Source organism: Oligoflexus sp. (genome assembly GCF_035712445.1).
Classification (GTDB): domain Bacteria; phylum Bdellovibrionota_B; class Oligoflexia; order Oligoflexales; family Oligoflexaceae; genus Oligoflexus.
This window is the reverse complement of sequence record NZ_DASTAT010000006.1, coordinates 1-16,197: the sequence shown is the minus strand read 5'-3', so window position 1 is coordinate 16,197 and position 16,197 is coordinate 1. Positions and strand designations below refer to the sequence as shown.

The 16,197-nt window shown below is 54.9% G+C and carries 17 protein-coding genes; 6 read left to right on the top strand and 11 right to left on the bottom strand.

The genetic code is table 11. The annotated features are described in order from the left end of the window. Nucleotides 1-112: 112 nt before the first annotated feature. The 8 genes from VFO10_RS00815 to VFO10_RS00780 all read right to left on the bottom strand — a co-directional run bounded on the left by VFO10_RS00815 (nucleotide 113) and on the right by VFO10_RS00780 (nucleotide 8,452). The gene (locus tag VFO10_RS00815; protein WP_325136758.1) at nucleotides 113-892 is read right to left on the bottom strand and encodes a hypothetical protein; all 780 of its coding nucleotides are present in this window, start codon (nucleotides 890-892) and stop codon (nucleotides 113-115) included. A 21-nt stretch (nucleotides 893-913) separates the two neighbouring features. Beyond that, nucleotides 914-2,068, bottom strand: a complete 1,155-nt coding sequence (locus tag VFO10_RS00810) for a hypothetical protein (protein WP_325136757.1) — start codon at nucleotides 2,066-2,068, stop codon at nucleotides 914-916. 46 nt (nucleotides 2,069-2,114) lie between these two features. Continuing rightward, the gene (locus VFO10_RS00805; protein WP_325136756.1) at nucleotides 2,115-2,765 is read right to left on the bottom strand and encodes a hypothetical protein; all 651 of its coding nucleotides are present in this window, start codon (nucleotides 2,763-2,765) and stop codon (nucleotides 2,115-2,117) included. Nucleotides 2,766-3,119: 354 nt separating this feature from the next. Beyond that, entirely contained in the window at nucleotides 3,120-3,734 is a 615-nt protein-coding gene (locus VFO10_RS00800; RefSeq protein WP_325136755.1) for a hypothetical protein, read from the bottom strand. Between the two features lie 74 nt (nucleotides 3,735-3,808). Further along, a complete protein-coding gene (locus VFO10_RS00795) occupies nucleotides 3,809-4,432 on the bottom strand; it encodes a hypothetical protein (protein ID WP_325136754.1) in 624 nt (207 codons plus the stop codon). 249 nt (nucleotides 4,433-4,681) lie between these two features. Beyond that, entirely contained in the window at nucleotides 4,682-6,142 is a 1,461-nt protein-coding gene (locus VFO10_RS00790; RefSeq protein WP_325136753.1) for a methyl-accepting chemotaxis protein, read from the bottom strand. A gap of 178 nt (nucleotides 6,143-6,320) precedes the next feature. Continuing rightward, entirely contained in the window at nucleotides 6,321-7,811 is a 1,491-nt protein-coding gene (locus tag VFO10_RS00785; protein WP_325136752.1) for an aldehyde dehydrogenase family protein, read from the bottom strand. Nucleotides 7,812-7,822: 11 nt separating this feature from the next. After that, nucleotides 7,823-8,452: a glutathione S-transferase family protein gene (locus VFO10_RS00780; protein WP_325136751.1), complete on the bottom strand. Its 630-nt coding sequence runs from the start codon at nucleotides 8,450-8,452 to the stop codon at nucleotides 7,823-7,825. A 243-nt stretch (nucleotides 8,453-8,695) separates the two neighbouring features. Between VFO10_RS00780 and nrfH the strand changes: the two genes are divergently transcribed. Beyond that, entirely contained in the window at nucleotides 8,696-9,160 is a 465-nt protein-coding gene (gene nrfH, locus VFO10_RS00775) for a cytochrome c nitrite reductase small subunit (RefSeq protein ID WP_325136750.1), read from the top strand. Nucleotides 9,161-9,164: 4 nt separating this feature from the next. Further along, nucleotides 9,165-10,538, top strand: coding sequence for an ammonia-forming cytochrome c nitrite reductase subunit c552 (locus VFO10_RS00770; protein WP_325136749.1), 1,374 nt, complete (start codon nucleotides 9,165-9,167; stop codon nucleotides 10,536-10,538). On the opposite strand, the gene trxA is transcribed toward VFO10_RS00770, so the two are convergent. Beyond that, entirely contained in the window at nucleotides 10,535-10,870 is a 336-nt protein-coding gene (trxA, locus tag VFO10_RS00765; protein WP_325136748.1) for a thioredoxin, read from the bottom strand. The two genes, VFO10_RS00770 and trxA, sit on opposite strands and share 4 nt — an antisense overlap. Before the next feature lie 153 nt (nucleotides 10,871-11,023). Between trxA and VFO10_RS00760 the strand changes: the two genes are divergently transcribed. Together VFO10_RS00760 and VFO10_RS00755 are read left to right on the top strand one after the other, a co-directional pair. After that, complete coding sequence (locus VFO10_RS00760; RefSeq protein WP_325136747.1) at nucleotides 11,024-11,293, top strand: hypothetical protein; 270 nt, start codon at nucleotides 11,024-11,026, stop codon at nucleotides 11,291-11,293. Between the two features lie 49 nt (nucleotides 11,294-11,342). Continuing rightward, nucleotides 11,343-12,323: a hypothetical protein gene (locus tag VFO10_RS00755; RefSeq protein ID WP_325136746.1), complete on the top strand. Its 981-nt coding sequence runs from the start codon at nucleotides 11,343-11,345 to the stop codon at nucleotides 12,321-12,323. Here VFO10_RS00755 and VFO10_RS00750 read toward each other — a convergent pair. Both VFO10_RS00750 and VFO10_RS00745 read right to left on the bottom strand, forming a co-directional pair. Further along, complete coding sequence (locus tag VFO10_RS00750; protein ID WP_325136745.1) at nucleotides 12,320-12,736, bottom strand: MAPEG family protein; 417 nt, start codon at nucleotides 12,734-12,736, stop codon at nucleotides 12,320-12,322. The two genes, VFO10_RS00755 and VFO10_RS00750, sit on opposite strands and share 4 nt — an antisense overlap. Nucleotides 12,737-12,792: 56 nt before the next feature. After that, nucleotides 12,793-13,473 carry a hypothetical protein gene (locus VFO10_RS00745; RefSeq protein ID WP_325136744.1) on the bottom strand — a complete coding sequence of 227 codons (681 nt, stop codon included), beginning with the start codon at nucleotides 13,471-13,473 and terminating at the stop codon, nucleotides 12,793-12,795. 255 nt (nucleotides 13,474-13,728) lie between these two features. Between VFO10_RS00745 and VFO10_RS00740 the strand changes: the two genes are divergently transcribed. Then, nucleotides 13,729-14,772, top strand: coding sequence for a hypothetical protein (locus tag VFO10_RS00740; protein WP_325136743.1), 1,044 nt, complete (start codon nucleotides 13,729-13,731; stop codon nucleotides 14,770-14,772). Next, on the top strand, nucleotides 14,738-16,147 hold the full coding sequence (locus VFO10_RS00735; protein WP_325136742.1) for a hypothetical protein: 1,410 nt from the start codon (nucleotides 14,738-14,740) through the stop codon (nucleotides 16,145-16,147). Before VFO10_RS00740 ends, VFO10_RS00735 begins: the two co-directional genes overlap by 35 nt. Nucleotides 16,148-16,197: the final 50 nt, after the last annotated feature.

Below are 16,197 nucleotides of genomic sequence, written 5' to 3'. Positions count from 1 at the left end.
CGAATATGAACGGTTCTGCTTCAGAAATAAAGCAATAAAATCATGCAGATACTGTCTCATAAAGCCGACAGTCAGGATCTAACTCTTTGAAATTTCGCGATCTAATACCTGGTTACAAACCAAGATTATTCACAAGGCCTCGTAAATCCTCGCAGCTGTCGGCATCCAACGGGCCCTGGCTGCTGCTGCCCTGAAACGTGGGTTGATTGATACTGAGTGAGAACAAACCATCCTTGCAGCTGGCCTGCACTGTTTTATGCAAATCGGGGAGCAGCCTGGATTTGCCGTCAGGCACCACAGCGTTCATAAGACTCGTGGCTAAAGTCTCGCAGCCGGTAAAGCTATTCAATTCCAAATAGGTGAAAGTCGCCGCGTCGTTCACGAAGAGCAATGTGAATAAATTTTTGCAGCTGGCTGCGAGACGCAGTTTTTTAGCATCAGCCTTGACCACATCACGGCCGCTGCTCGATCGCTGCACGCTTTGGTACGAAGCTTTCAGCTGCATATTCTGAATCGCAAGGGTCAGGCCATCGCGGGTTTTACCCTTGACGCTCAAATTCAACGATTGATTGGGCAGCATCTGCTGCAGGAGCGTGGCGTCACCGGACACGGAAGCCTCCCAGCTGGTTTTTGCGCTCAGCTGCGCGGGCTGGCCCTTGTCATCCCCCAGGAAGCAGTTCAATGAAGCTTCGAGCGTATCGCTCGCCGGGCCCTGGGTCCAGCGGCAGAGCAAGGGATAGCCAGGCAGGCCCGTGGGCTCTTCAGACACCTTATCAGGTTTTCCCTGCAGCGTCGGTTGACTTGCGGCACTCGGCGCCTCGGGCTGTTTCTTTTTACAGGACAGCGGAAGGCTCATGCTCAGAAGGATGACGAGAAGAAGACGAATGCGCATGGGTATCCTCGGAGAATCGGCTTATTTTTGCCAGGTTTTCTGGGACAGGTCAGCCGCGATTCCCAGGGCGTCCGGAGTGCCGCTGAGCCGCAGACTCAGGATCGCGTATTCCGAATAGACAAAGCGGGCCAGCTCGCGCGATTGACTGCGAATCAACCAGCGCAGAAGCGCGAGATGAACAAGGAGGACCTTGTCGATATCGGGAAGCGTATGAACCGCCTGCAGGGTTTTCTTGACCAGGATCAGGCGATGAGCCAAAGGAATATCCTTATCATAGGCCCGTTCCAGATGGATGGCGCAGCGGTGATAGGCGCTGTTGGCTTTAAAGTTTAAATTCTTTTTCTGACTGAGTGATTTTAGTTTCGGAAGATGCTCCATCCACTGCAGCCCGGAAATCGCCCGGATCCAGAAAAAACTTTCGAGGATGTAGCTGGCCTGGTAGAAATCCCGCCGGGGATTCATCATCTCCATAAGGCCATCGATGCTGCCGGTGCGAAAGACCTGCCGGCAAAGGCTTTCCCAGTGGATTTCGCGCTGGGTCCTGGGGTCGAGGTCCTGTTTCAGAAGTTCGGCGCTGACGGCGTCGGCTTCATCCACGCGATGCGCGAGACGTAAACTGCGCAGCCTGATCAGCTGCGCATAAGCGAAGAAACTGCGATCCAACCCATGCTGAAGCGCACGGTCGATATAAGTCACGGCGAGTTCGGCTTCGCCCAGGCGGAGACTCATGCGAGCCAGGGACAGGGACTGGAAGGACTTGCCTCCCGGAGGCTCCGCGCCGGACACATGTTCGACCAGCTGCTGCTCGATACAGGCCAAGAGCGGCTCACCGTCGTTCATGTGCAGCTGGGCTTTCAGGATGTGGAATTCACCCAGAAGAAAGGCCAGCGACGAAGACTTGGGCTTGATGTTCTGAAGCGTGAGCAAGGCTTCGGCCAACTGAAAGAGTTCTTTCACCTGAAGATCGGTCAGACCCCCTTCACGCACGTGCGTATTCAGCAGGGTCATGACATAGATCAGGCGGTCTGGCTCCTGTTCCTCAGAGCGGGAGATCTGATTCAGGAGGTAAGGAATACGGTCCAGTGACGACTGGAACGGAGCCAGCTCGTGCCTTATGCGGGTTTTGATCGCTTCGATCTGGTCCCGCTTCCAGGTTTTGCCTGATGCCTTGCTCATGGACTCACTTTATTTACGGTGAATCGTTACATTATGCCACGCAGGATCAAAACTGCAAACCAAGATCCTTTTTCAGCTTGTCGCATTCAGCCTGGGACTTCCCCTCATAAAGCTTGCCATTGATGTTGAAGGCGCAGGCGACGTTGGTGCTGGTTCCCGGTGCAGGCGCGGGAGCAGGAGTCGGAACAATCACGGGCGCAGGAGCCGGTATCGTAGGAATGTTCATGGTGATGCCCAGATCTTTTTTCAACTTGTCGCATTCCGCCTGAGACTTGCCTTCATAGAGCTTGCCGTTGATGTTGAACGCGCAGGCCACCTGGTTGTCACTGCCCGCAGGAACCGTGGGAGCAGGAATCGCGGGAGGAACGGGAACACCGATCGAACCGGCCGCTTTCTCGAAATCTTTTTTCAGACGCTCGCATTCCTCCTGCGATTTGCCTGCGACCGTCTTGCCATTGATGCTATAGGAGCAGGCAAAAGCCGATTGGCCGTCGGCGCCGTCCACGCGCACATAGCCGGACTGCGCAACCGCTGCATCGCCCGGAGCCGAGGGCGCTTCCGCTTGCGGGCCCGTTTGGGTCGACTCGGTCTTTGGAGTCTGGTTCACCTGGCGCGAATTTTCCGTCGGGGCCGCACCGCAGGCATTCAGAAGGAGCAGAAGAGCAGCAGCGGGTAACACGTTTTTCAGAGACAACATACAAAACCTCTTTTCGAAGTGAGTGACTGTCAACGCACTCCCTTCTACAAGGCCCGCGCCACAAAAAATGTCCAAGGATATCCAAGGGTCGGCCAGGCACCGCAGGCGTCAGCCGCTGACAGTTCGCGGGCTATGCCCGGTATCGAATGCTCTAAATCACGGGAATAACGAAGGAATTATCTGCTTTGAAAACAGCGCGGGCGTCGCAGGGGGGCAAGGTTTCCAAATTCATGGGTAAGCGGATGATATCCGCGCGAAATTCCGGCAAGACAGGGGCAAAAAACGCAGCCCTGATCCGAAGATCAGGGCCGGCATCAAGTGTTCAGCTTGTGTCTTTCGATAGGGTGAACAACCTTATTGCTTGTGATAGGGAACTTTTTCGTCGATGGCAGTGGGACGATCATCGGTCTTGTTGAGGAGCAGGGCAAAGTTGTTGCCGAAGTAGAGTGTACCATCGCGGTCATCCACGACTTCCTGAACGACGTCGCCTTTCTTGATGGTGAATCCACGGCAGTCAGCGCCCGAGACTTCACGTTCCTGACCAACGGCCCAGTCACTGATACCGCAGAACTTGGTGGTGTTCAGTGTCGCGCGCAGAGCATCGCTGTTGACAGTGATGAACACGTCGCTGACCGAGAAGTTCAGCATATCGAGCTGCGGGTTCTCAGGCAGGTCGCCTTTCTCTTGAACAGTGCCGTCAACGCGGAGTTTCAAGCCGCTGTCCTGGCAGTTGTCGCTGCCGAAGTATTCTTCAGTGCGGCTGAAGCCACCATCGGCCTGGATATCGACCGTACGGATGGTGTGGCTGAGGTCCAGCACGCTGTTCGCGATACAATCGGTCTTGTAGAGACCCACGTAGTTCGTGGGGATTTCTTCGACGACGTTATCGTTGTTATCATCATCTTTGTCACCACAGGCGGGGAGCACGAGAAGGGACAGGGCGATCAGGGATGCAGCTTTACGGATCATGATTTTTCCTCTTGAAGTGGTTCTTAGTGTGTTACCCAATAGTGAAGCACCGGGTTGGCGCTTTTCGACTTGATTCAATTGGCTGCCGCTTTGCGAGCCGGCACATGGCGCTTGATGATCACAACCGCCTTCGATACGCCGCCTTTCGATTCGAGAAGCTGGGCGATACGGTTGGCTTCGGCGTCATCAGCAGGCTTGCCTTTCATGGCTTCCTTGATTTCCGCGTTCTGGGTTTCAAAGACCTTGCCGATCCAGGTCGCGTCTTTCGCCATGTTGTAGGTGTCGACGTTCTTATTGCCCATTTTTTTCAGCACGCCTTCAATCGCATCCGCACGCTTTTCGGCCAGATCAACCTGGGCGTCGGACAGCTTGGTGCCGCTTGGCATCTTCTCATCAGCCCATGCGGCCACGATCACTTTATCCACGGTATCATCCGTGAGAACGGCCTTGTACATGGCGCGGATCGTACTGAGTTCGGATTTGGAAAGTTTATGGCTGCCTTTGGCAAAGGAAATCGAAGTGATGTCCTTATCAACAAGGTCGTAGGTTTCCTGCTTCAGATTTTCAACGGCCTGCTCGACTTTGTTGGCAGCGTTCTCGACGGCTTTTTCCACTTTGCCTTCTTCGGCAAGAAGAGTTGGGCTGACGAGTCCAAGGCTCAAACCTGATGCCAGGATTAATTTTACGGCTGCTTTCATATTCACTACCTCCATTGATTTTTTTCCGATTCACTTGCCAGCGAATCTGAGCACGGAGATATAAGCAGAATGCGTGCCAAGAACTGAGCAGGCTGCATTCCGGTCAAAAAGCACTATTGGGAGTAAACTGAGCGGTCGAAGCCACCCAAAACACGAAAAAGCTGTTTGGTTTCAGCAACAGCAGTCTTAAACGGGTGTAGGGGGTGCTGTATGAAAATTCCAGCACGGGTCCCTGGCCAGGCTTCCAGCTCAAGCAGCCTGAATATCTTCTTCTTCAAGGGTTTCCGCGGGCGATTCATCGAGAGGGTGGGTGAAGGCGGAAAGAATCGTAACTCGATCCTTGTTATACTGGAGCTGAGAGGCGATGCGCTGGGTCGAGTTCTGCGTCTTGCCTGCCATATCACCGAGCGCATAGCTGTTTTTCTGTACATCACTGATGGCGCGTGCCATCTGTTCGATGGCCTGCATGATTTCATCGAAAGCCCGGTTCAGATCTGAAAGCTGATCCGACATGCTGCTGGAGTTGCGAACGATCTCCTTGAACACGCCTTCCACGTTCGCCGATCGACTGCGAATGCTGGTCACGCAGCCTTCGACCCGGGTCCGCAGCTGGTGCAGGGAATGATCCAGGAACTCCGTCATGGCTCCGAACTGATCCTGGTTGTCGCTGACTATTCTATGAATGGATTTCGCCGCACGATCACTGGCAGCCGCCAGATTCCCGACTTCCTCGGCGACCACCAAAAAACCCCGACCATGTTCGCCGGCCCTGGCGGCTTCCACCGAGGCGTTGAACGACAGCAGCTTGGATTGCAGGACGATATCGGTCACGATCCTGGTGATGCCTTTGATTTCCGCCATCACGGTCTGCAGATTCTCAATATCAGCCTTGCCGTGCTCGGCGAGTTCGGAAATGTCATGAGTCGCGCCTTCAAGCTCCGCGACAGCTGTTTGCAACGCGGATTGCTCGTGGCTCGCATGTTCGGCCTGCAGTTGAAAGCGTCCGACGATATCCCGCGACCGGGCTGACAGATTCTGGTTGTTCAGCGTGGTTTGCTTGATCTCCTCACTCGCTGACATCGCCTCTTCAATGGCTCTTTTGAAAACATCAAGACCCTTGGCCAGGGAAGCGGATACATTCCGAAGGTTTTCCAGCTGCTGCTCGGATTCCTGATTCTGCTTATTCATCATATTGCGGGTCAGCAGCATTTCCTGCTGCGAACGCCGGTAAATATAAAGCACAACAGCGATGACGACATCCACGGTCACCATGCCGTTCAAAAGAAAGGCGCGTTCAAAGGGAAATGCCGGCGCCGCATAGATATACGAGGCGATCATGAGGAGAAAGCTGAAGGCAAAGGCCAAAGCCCAGCGATAGCTCGCCTGCCCCAGCATCCAGCTGGCCCCCACGGTGATAATGGAAAGCGTGTCCGCTGCGGTGAATTTCATCTGATAGGCGGAATCCAGAATCTGATAGCCGCATAAAAGGCCCGAGATGAAAAAAAAGACCGGCAATGACCCGAGCACCCTTTTACCCTGAATATCCAGAAAAAGAAGGGCCATGGCCACCACGGACGAGGGTATGATCATCCACCATTTGGCGTTGAAGAGCTGGAAATAGGAGCCAAAGGCGCAGTAGAAGGGATAAAGAAGCCAGACCAGCACCAGGACCATCCGCAGACGACGACGTTCCAAATTCTGAACATCCATTGAGGCCGCTCCTTCGCAGTGACCTCCCGTTCATCGACCTGATCGTGGTTTACCGTAAGTTTTGACTTCGATTTTTTTGCTAATGTATCGGTAAGTCTACTCAAATTCCCGGAGCTTGAGCACAATTCGCCAAACGAAACGGGCAAGGCCCAGCCTTGAAAGCCGGGCCCCGGTTGAACTATTTCAAAAGGCAAACCGATTTGGTTTCCAGATAAAGATTGAGCGCTTCCTCGCCCATCTCACGCCCCCAACCGGACTGCTTATAGCCACCGAAGGGCAAAGCCGCATCAAAGATATTGTAGCAGTTGATCCAGGTCGTGCCGGCTCTGAGGCGCGCGCTCACCTGGTGGGCTTTTTTCACATCCCGCGTCCAGATCCCGGCCGCCAGACCATACTCGGAATCATTCGCCTGGCGCAGCAGATCCTCGTCATCATGAAAACGAAGAGCCACCACCACCGGCCCGAAGATTTCTTCGCGCACGACCTTCATATCACTCCGCGTATCCGCAAGGATGGTCGGCTGCATGAAGTAACCCGAGCGCCCAAGACTCTGACCACCCGCCACGACCCGCGCGCCGGCATCCACACCGGACTTCACATAGGAGCACACGCGATCGAGCTGTTCCCGGGAAACCAAAGGTCCCATCTGTGTCGCGGGATCAAGCCCTTCACCCAATTGAATGGAGCCAGCGATTTTCGCAATGCCATCCAGGACTTTGTCATAGACTTTATCATGGATGAAAAGACGTGAACCTGCGCAGCAGCACTGTCCATGATTAAAGAATATGGCATTCGCCGCGCCGGGAATCGCCAAATCCAGATCCGCATCATCAAAAATAATGTTCGGCGATTTTCCACCCAGCTCCAGCGTAACCTTTTTCAGGTTGCCAGCCGCAGCGGCCACGATCAAACGCCCCACTTCGGTCGAGCCGGTAAAGGCGACCTTATCCACCAAAGGATGCTGCGCGAGATGCGCACCGGCATCACCGAAGCCTGTGACGACGTTCACCACACCCTTGGGCAGACCCGCTTCGGTGATCAGCTGAGCCAAACGCAAAGCGGTGAGAGGTGTTTGCTCCGCCGGTTTCAAAATCACGGTGCAGCCAGCAGCCAAAGCCGGAGCCAGTTTCCACGACGCCATCAAAAGCGGGAAATTCCAGGGTATGATCTGGCCCACGACACCGACAGGTTCTTTGCTGGTGTACGCAAAATATTCCGCACCGGGGGTATACGGCACCGAGAGGGGAAAGGTCTTGCCCGCGATTTTCGTGGTCCAGCCCGCCATATAGCGGAAGATATCCGCAGCCAGCGGTACATCCGCAGCCCGCGCTACGGTCATGGGTTTGCCATTGTCCAAGGATTCCAGCTGGGCCAGCTCATCGGCGTTCTGCTCGATCAGATCGGCGATCTTCCAAAGCAGACGACCGCGATCGCTGGCTGAAATCTTCGACCAGGGCCCTTCGAAAGCCGCACGGGCCGCGCGAACAGCAAGGTCGACATCGGGAGCCTCACCTTTTGCAACCTGGCTGATCGTATCTCCATTGGCGGGATTTTCCACGGAAAAGTTCTGCCCCCCGACCGAAGCGACCCATTGGCCATCGATCAAAAGCTGATGCGGTTGACTCAGAAATTTGCGAGCGGCTGCGTTGACTGTTCCGATCATTCCCATTCTTTATCCTTTCAATTATCAAACAGAACCATGGTTATATCTTCGCGACTCATCGCGTGGGATGAGGCGCGCTCACGCACGGGATTCCAACAGGGCAGACAGCTCATACTCTCCGTCAGCCAGCGTTCCAGATACAGATGATGCTCTATGGGCAATTTTTGATAAGGATGCAGATAGAGAGGCGCCGCGACCACCAGATCAGCCAGCGTCATCTGATCCCCGCAAAGATAAGGATGCCGACTAAGACAGTCATCCAATGTATGGGCGAGCCGATGAAAATTCTTCTCCTGCTCGGCAAGTATTCTTTTATCCGCGGGCTGACCGAGCCGAGGTTTGACCGAGCCTTCCACCATCAGGATATAGCAGCTCGGGTACCAGGACGACGATTCCCACAGCATCCAGCGGCGAATCTCGGCGCGGGTGGTGCGATCTGCAGGATAGAACGCTGAACGCTGCGCTTTCTCTGCAGCATACTGAAGGATGGCGTTCGGTTCGAAAAGAACCAGATCACCATCAGCGAGTACGGGAAGAGCTGCATGAAGCAAGTCAACGAAGACCGGCTGATAGTCAATATCCAGCAGCTCGAACCCTGCCAGCACTTTACGGCAATTCACCGTAATAGGATCCACGTAGAGCTTCATAGGCTTCCTTTACGTGCGAGGTCACTGGAATTTTTGACGAGGGCGACTCTCGTTTTGTAGAGACAAATTCTGAAAGGCGCAATGAGACTTCATGATCCTTACGTAAATCCAATGTTAGGACGTATTTTGTAGCTTGAAATCACCGCGAGCCCTGATGGCATACTCAATTCGAGCTTTCTCCATGGCAAGACCCTTGCTTAGTGAGAACACGCAAGCATCTTTATCCAGGAGTTTCGACCCTTCATGGACCAACGTCGTATTCGTAATAGACTGCTTTATGTGATCATGGGCTGTTCAACCGGGATATTCCTGGGCCTTGGCGTCTTCACCTTCCACTACGCAAAAGGTTCGTCATATTTCACAAGCGACCCTCAGGCCTGCGTGAATTGCCACATCATGCAGGACAACTATGATTCCTGGCAGATGTCGAGCCACAGGCTGGCTTCGGATTGCAATGGCTGCCATACTCCGCACGATTTTTTTGGGAAGTACAAAACCAAGGCTATCCATGGCATCCGGCATTCGTGGGCGTTCACGACCGGACATTTTCAAGAACCCATGCGTATCAAGCAGGATTCTTTGGATGTCGTCGAAGCCAACTGCCGCGCCTGTCACAGTCAAATCTTTCACGCCGCCGATGCGGTGGCCCAGACAGCCGGCGAAGGCGCATGCATATCGTGTCACCGTGATGTTGGACATATGAGGTAAAATCATGTTTGAGAAGTTTCGTCAGCTGAGTCGCACCCGGATCGTCATGATCAGCGTGGCCGTCTCCACCTTTCTGGCCCTGGGGATTTCCGCTCTTTTGGTCAACATCATGGAACGGAAGAATGAAGCCCGGCAGACCTTCATCAATATCGCCGCAATCGGTGATGATGAAGAAAATCCAGCGGAATGGGGCAAGAATTTTCCCCTGCAGTACGAAGGCTATAGGAAGACCGTGGATCAGGTCAGAACCCGTTTCGGCGGCAGCGAAGCGCTCGCCCGCACGCCAAGCGAGGCCGATCCGCGTTCGGTGGTCGCGCAATCGAAATTGGAAGAGGATCCAAGGCTGAAGGATCTCTGGGCCGGTTATGCGTTCTCCAAGGATTTCCGCGAGGAGCGTGGCCACGCTTATATGCTGGTCGATCAGATCTATACGGAAAGGCAGAAGGTCGTGCAGCAGCCGGGCACCTGCATTCACTGTCATGCCTCGACCTATGTGACGATGAAAAAACTGGGGGATGGGGATCTGCAGAAAGGCTTTGAAGCGATCAACAGCATGCCTTATCAGGAAGCCCGCACGCACGTCACGCACCCGGTGAGCTGCATCGACTGCCACGAGCCTCAAACACTGGCCCTGCGTGTCACGCGTCCGGCCTTCATGGAAGGCATTCGCGCCTATAGAGCCTTCCTCGGTCAGCCTGATTATGATGTGAACAAGCAGGCTTCGCGTCAGGAGATGCGCACCTACGTCTGCGCGCAATGCCACGTCGAATACTATTTCAAAGGACCTGAAAAACGCCTGACCTATCCCTGGGCGCAGGGCATCAAAGCGGATCAGATCCTCGCCTACTACGACGAGGTCGGACACAAGGATTGGGAGCATAAGATTTCCGGCGCTCCGGCTTTGAAAGCGCAGCATCCTGAATTCGAACTGTGGAGTCAGGGCATCCACGCACGATCAGGCGTGGCCTGTGCCGACTGCCACATGCCCTATACCCGCAGCGGGGCGATGAAGGTTTCCGATCACCACGTTCAAAGTCCGCTTTTGAATATCAATCGCGCGTGTCTCACCTGTCACAAGAGTACGGAAGACGACATGAAAAATCGCGTGGCCGTGATCCAGGGCAATCACTTTGAAATGCGGAATCTGGCAATGGATGCGGTCGTGGCCTTGATCAAGGACATCGAAAAAGTGAAGGATACCGCCGCACCCGAGCAGCTCAGCAAGGCCCGTGATTTCCAACGCAAGGCGCAGTTCCTCTTGGACTTCGCGGAAGCGGAGAATTCCTCGGGCTTTCACGCGCCGCAGGAAGCCGCGCGCATCATGCTGAAAGCCGTCGATTACAGTCGGCAGGGACAGAATAGTCTGAAGGATCTCTAGGATTCCTGCAGCGCATTTTCCAAAAGGTCCACCAGCTGCTTCGGATCGGGGGCGCCGTGAATTTCCTTCACGATGGTCCCCGCCCGGAACAGGATCAAAGTCGGAATCGAACGAATGCCGAGCTGACTCGAATACCGAGGGTTGGCATCCACATTCAGCTTCACCACCGCGACCTCACCCTGAAATTCCTGGGCCACGCGCTCAATAAAGGGCGCGATCGACCGGCAGGGACCGCACCACGGCGCCCAAAAATCAACGAGCACAAGACCGGATGCGTTCAGGACCTGATCTTCAAATTCACTGTCGGTAATATCGCGTGCAAACGTGGACATCGTTTCCGAACTCCTCTGACTATTTTGTAAGCAGCTGCCGTATGTACACCAGTTTCGGCGAGCCGGGAAATATTTTCCGTAAACTATTACTGTCGTTTTGACTGTGCTCTACTGGAGTGGATAAACCCATGCTTTATTCAACCAGGAGAACGTATGCTTACAAAACGCACAGTAGGAGCTGCTCTGGCCGCCCTGGCCCTCACCGCCTGCGCCGAGCAAGGCCCCGCAACCAGTGAACTCAAGATTGATAGCGCGCATTCCATCGGCATAGATGGGATCATCAGCAATGGGGTGATTCGCACCCGCAGCACCAGCAACGCGGCCATTGAACGCCAGGTAAGGGCCCAGCTTCAGTATATGACAGGTCAATTGAATAATCAATGGGGGCGCGGATCTGAATCGCCTGCAGCTGACCATCAATGAAAAAATCCCCGACGGTGACGGTTCCTTCGAAGTGCACTATGCGGCCAAGGTGCTGATTGCCTGGCGCCGTGACCTGGCCCTGCCGGAAAGCTATGAACTCGTGGTGCCGGCCTACGGGGACAATCAAAACCTTGTGACGTTCTTCAGCGCCTTTCAGGAGGACTGCATCACCCCCGACGCGCATGATATGGGGCCCGGGAACTTTTGGTATTACTACCGCCCACAGCCCGAGGCCTGCAAAACAAAAATGAACGAAGCGGAAAACGCCGGGCAGGTCGCCCGCTTTCCGGTGAACCTGGCCGTCAGCGTGGAAAATACCTCGGGTCAATCCCCGGAATACGCAAAAATCTGGGAGGATGATCGGGCGGTGATCACCGCGGTCTTCGGCAAATATGAAGACGGCGCGACCAGCAACAGTGATGCCGGAATCGCGGCTTATAACGAGATGTATGCGATGCTGCGCAGCCGCTTGGGTGAGCCCACCACGCAGGATGTCGAAGTCCCGGCCGGAACCCGCCCCGGTGTTGCCTATCCGGCCATCAACATGATCTTTGAAACGGCTCAGGGGACCTTGGATGTGGAAATCCTCTTGATTGATGGCATCCTGTCCACCGATGATGCCTTCAGAAAACGCTATAACGAGCGCACGAAAACATCCGACCTCGTCTCCTACAACGGCCACTCCGGTTTGGGCGCGAATATCCGGGCGCTGGCGCGTCTCGGTACTTTCGTCCAAGGCCAGTATCAGCTCTTCTTCGTCAACGGCTGCGATACCTTCGCCTATGTGGACAATGCCCTGCGCGACGCGCACGCGGCTGTGAATCCAGGCTATGGCCCGTCCAAGTTCTTCGATATCATCACCAACGCCATGCCGAGCTATTTCCGTTCCAACGCCGATAATAACGTGGCTTTGATCCAGGCCTTCCTGGGTCGCAGCAAGACCTACCGGCAGATCATGAGCGGCTTTGATCGCGTGCAGAGAGCCGTGGTGACGGGCGAGGAAGACAACGCCTTCCCCGCCCCGTTTTAAGCGAAAAGCGCCAGCACATTACGCATAGCGATCGCCATGAGGACGAGAGATCCCGCTGTGAAGACCATAAAGCGCAGCGGAACGTAATTGCTTGTGCATTGAATCAGAGAATGAATGACCCGCAGGAGCACATAGCCCCAGGCCAGTTGTATGTTCAGGCTGTCCGCAACGCCGACGAGGTGACTGTAAAAAGCCAGGGCGTAAAACACCGTGGGCTGCTCATGCAGGTGATTGTAGTTGTCCGCGATCTGCTGCACCCCGACGGGCAACCCATCCAGTTCATGCTTCCTTTTGATTTTGCGGGCATCTATGCGCGCCTTCCGCATCGCCGGCAGTCGCGTCATATACATCCAAAACCAGAGCACAAACGTCCACACACAGAGCGCCAGAACCGGAACCAGAATTGTCGTCATGGATCAATGTCCTTTTCGTTCAAAGGGTCGGATGAGTTGGAGGCATCCTAGCAGAATTAAAAGGTGAGGCCGATATAAAGATCGACGCTCATGAGGATCAGGCGATAGGACACTTCGGATTGAGTGAGGGTCTGTGAGGGCGTCAGCTCGCTATCGGATGTGGTGATCTTGGTGCTTTCCGTGCCAAAACTCTGCTGGACAAGGCTGACCCCTAGCCCACTGCGATAGCGGTTGCGAGCGCTGAATTGACCATCAGCCTTGTCATGACTGATCTGAAAGCGCAGTCCACTGGCTGCGCCGCCTTCATACTGCTCGAAGCTGGAATACTTATAAGCGTTGCCGTTCAAACGAACCTGGTGCGAGGACAGCACCGAGATCTTCGCGGTTCCATAGTATTCGCCGCTGACCTGCAGCGTGAAACTCGGCGTGAGCATCAGCGATAAACCCAGGTGCCCGCCGTAAAGATTATAGGTCGCCCGTTTCTTCACGCCATCTTCGGTGAAATTCACCTTATGCTGCTTCACCTGAACACCAAAAACCAAAGGCCAGGGCCTGCGACCTGACTCCGGCACGTAACTCAGCATAAGGGAATAGTGATAGCCCTTGCTCAAAAGCGGACCCGAGCTTTTCGTCAAATTTCCGACGCTCGCCCCCGCTCCACCCATAAGGGTCAAGCCCGCCTCGGCCGTCCTCGCGAAGGCAAGCAGAAGGCTCAGGATGAAAAACGCAGGGCGCAAGACGACTCCTTATGGCTTCCTCCCTATCGGTGAAACGCCAGGAATGTTTTGGCTTTCATGCCTTCCGGTATGTATCCGGGAACCTTGGAAAAAGCGGTCTTACCACGGGGAAAGGTTTGGGAACGAGGGACTCCAGGCTCCTGATTCTGCAAAATTATTCCGAAGCATTCAGAGCTTCCTCATTTGTGCCGATCGCCTTTGCATGAAGAGTTTCCTGCACGGATGAATTGTGACCTTACGGTAAGAGGAAACAGCATGTTCGATCACAAAAAGATATATATCGCCGCTCTGGTCACGACCCTTCTCGCCGCCTGCTCCGACGAGCAGCCGGTTCAGTATACCGACGAGGAAACGGCCAGCGAGACCCCGGGCACCACAACCCTGAAGCGGCGCACGTTTCTTCATACCTTCCGGCTCGATGATGCGGCTAGCGGTTTGGAACTCGCGGCCAATGCCACGACCTTTTCCATCGATCTGACCGGATGCGCGTCCACGCATACGGCAACCGTGACCCAGACCAAGGCCTATCTTGAAGTCTATGAGTTCGATCGCAACTGCCTTGCGAAACTCACCACGTTCTCGCTCAACGGCAAGACCTATACGCCCAAGGCTGGCGCCGCCTTCGACACCTGGCTGGCGGGAGATGTGGCCACCTTTGAAGTCGCCAGTGCCAACCCTGCTGATGAATTAACGGTGACCGTCATCAGCACCATTGCCAATCCCGTGGTGGCGGCCGGCGAAATTCACTATCAGTTTTCCCAAGTCACTCAAGGCGCTACCGAAACATTGGGCGAGGCCGTGGTCCGCGAATCGGCTTCGCTGGTCGTCGACGGCCAGGCCGCACCGAACTTTTCCATCAACCAGGTCCAGCTCGTGGATATCACAGCCAGCGGTAACGGCAAATTCCGCTTTCAATTGAAATGCAATAATACGGTGACGGGTACGGGCAGTGATATCCTTTGCGATGATGTACGGCTTGATTCCATCGCGATGGTTCTGGCGGAAGACACCTATGCGCTCGATCCCACGGAAACAGACCTTCAGGCTATGTTCACGGCGGCTTCCGGCGGCAAGCAGATTGATATGGTCTCCGAAGCTTTCACGGCTGGTCAGGGCACGCCCGCTCTGGCCAATGGTGGCTTCATTACAGCCGGCGCCAGCGATGCTGATGTGATGGTCATGGCCGGCACCAAACCCATCGTTACGTATCCGAATATGATCTTTGTTTTGAAATCCGGACCTTCTTATACCTGGTTCTATATCAATGTCACGACCATTACGCAGAGCAACGATCAGTGACTGGCCCCTGGTCCTGCTGCTCCTCTGCATCGGCAGCTGCGGCGGTGGGTCCAACAGCGGCCTGATCAAATACTATCTGGAGCGTGAGGCCACCGCCACGACCCAAAACTCATTGCGCCTTGAGGTCCTCGGCAATTTCAAACCGACTTTCAGCATCACGGGCCAGGGCTTCACGGCGGAAGTCCCCTTCGACACCATCCTGGATCTGCGTGAGAGCACCATACTGAACGCTGATGATTTTGGTGAGGTTTTCATCGACATCACGCTTTATCAGGAAAACGGCAAACCCTATGTGCAGGATCGCCTGTCCTGGAAATCCAGCCCGGAAGTACCGCCCACGCCCGAGCCCTATTTTTCCGAAGATGCCAGCGCCGACGCTTATGTCTATCTCGTCCTGCCGGCGACGCGCGGGAAGAACGTAAAAGAGGTCTGGGTGGAAGGCGACTTGGACTCCGAGCTGTCGGCTGGACAATACTATGACATTCCAGGGGATGATCAGGTTCTCCTGAAACTCGGCGAAGGCGACGGCATCAAGCATCTCAAGGTGAAATATCGCAATATCTTTGGCACCGATGGCCCCATGATGGACACGACCATCGTCCGCAAAAGCCTGCCCCCGACCGACTGCACGGCGCAGCCGATCGCCAGCAAGACCGCCACGGGCTATGTGCGGACCCGCATCTCGGCGACCAATGACGGCCCTCTTTATTTCCGCGTCGAAGGTGATGTGGAAACACTCAAATCCGATCAGACCTTTGAAAACGCGACGGAAGAACTCGTCGTCCTGTCGCCCGGAGAGGGCACCAAGAAAATCAAAGTGAAAATCCGTGATGCTGCCGGAAACAGCTGTCCCGACATTCCTTTAACGCTGACCTATGATAAAAGCTACGTCCCCGGGTCTGTCGCCATTCAGGGTCAAAGTCTTTGGACGGATGATCCGAGCATCGTTATCCTGCCCCAGTTCGATGCGCTGCCTGGCGACACGGTGAGCATGTACATCGGCGGCAATGTGATTGCGAGCCCGCTCACCTTTCAGTGGATTCCTCTGCAAGACTCGGCAAATGTGACTCTGACTCCTGTCAGCGGGACCAGGCATGTGATTGTTCAGTACCGCAAAGGTGAAACGGTGATGGCCGAGGTCACCGCCTCCACCTTTTTGAAGCCCTATGTGCAAGTCAATGGCTCAGGGGCCCAGGTCGACGTCATCCCGAGCGACATCATCGGTGCCACCTCCCTTACGGTGACAGGCTGCACCCAGACTTATGTTCAGGTTCCCTTCGCCCCCAGTTATCCTTGCACCAAAGCCGCCGCAGAGGCGACGATTACGTATCACCTGCGTGATGGCTCGACCGTGACACGATCGGCCGCTTTCTAAAGCCTATACAGAATCTTCACCCTCCGTCGAAAAATCGGAGTGACCAAAGC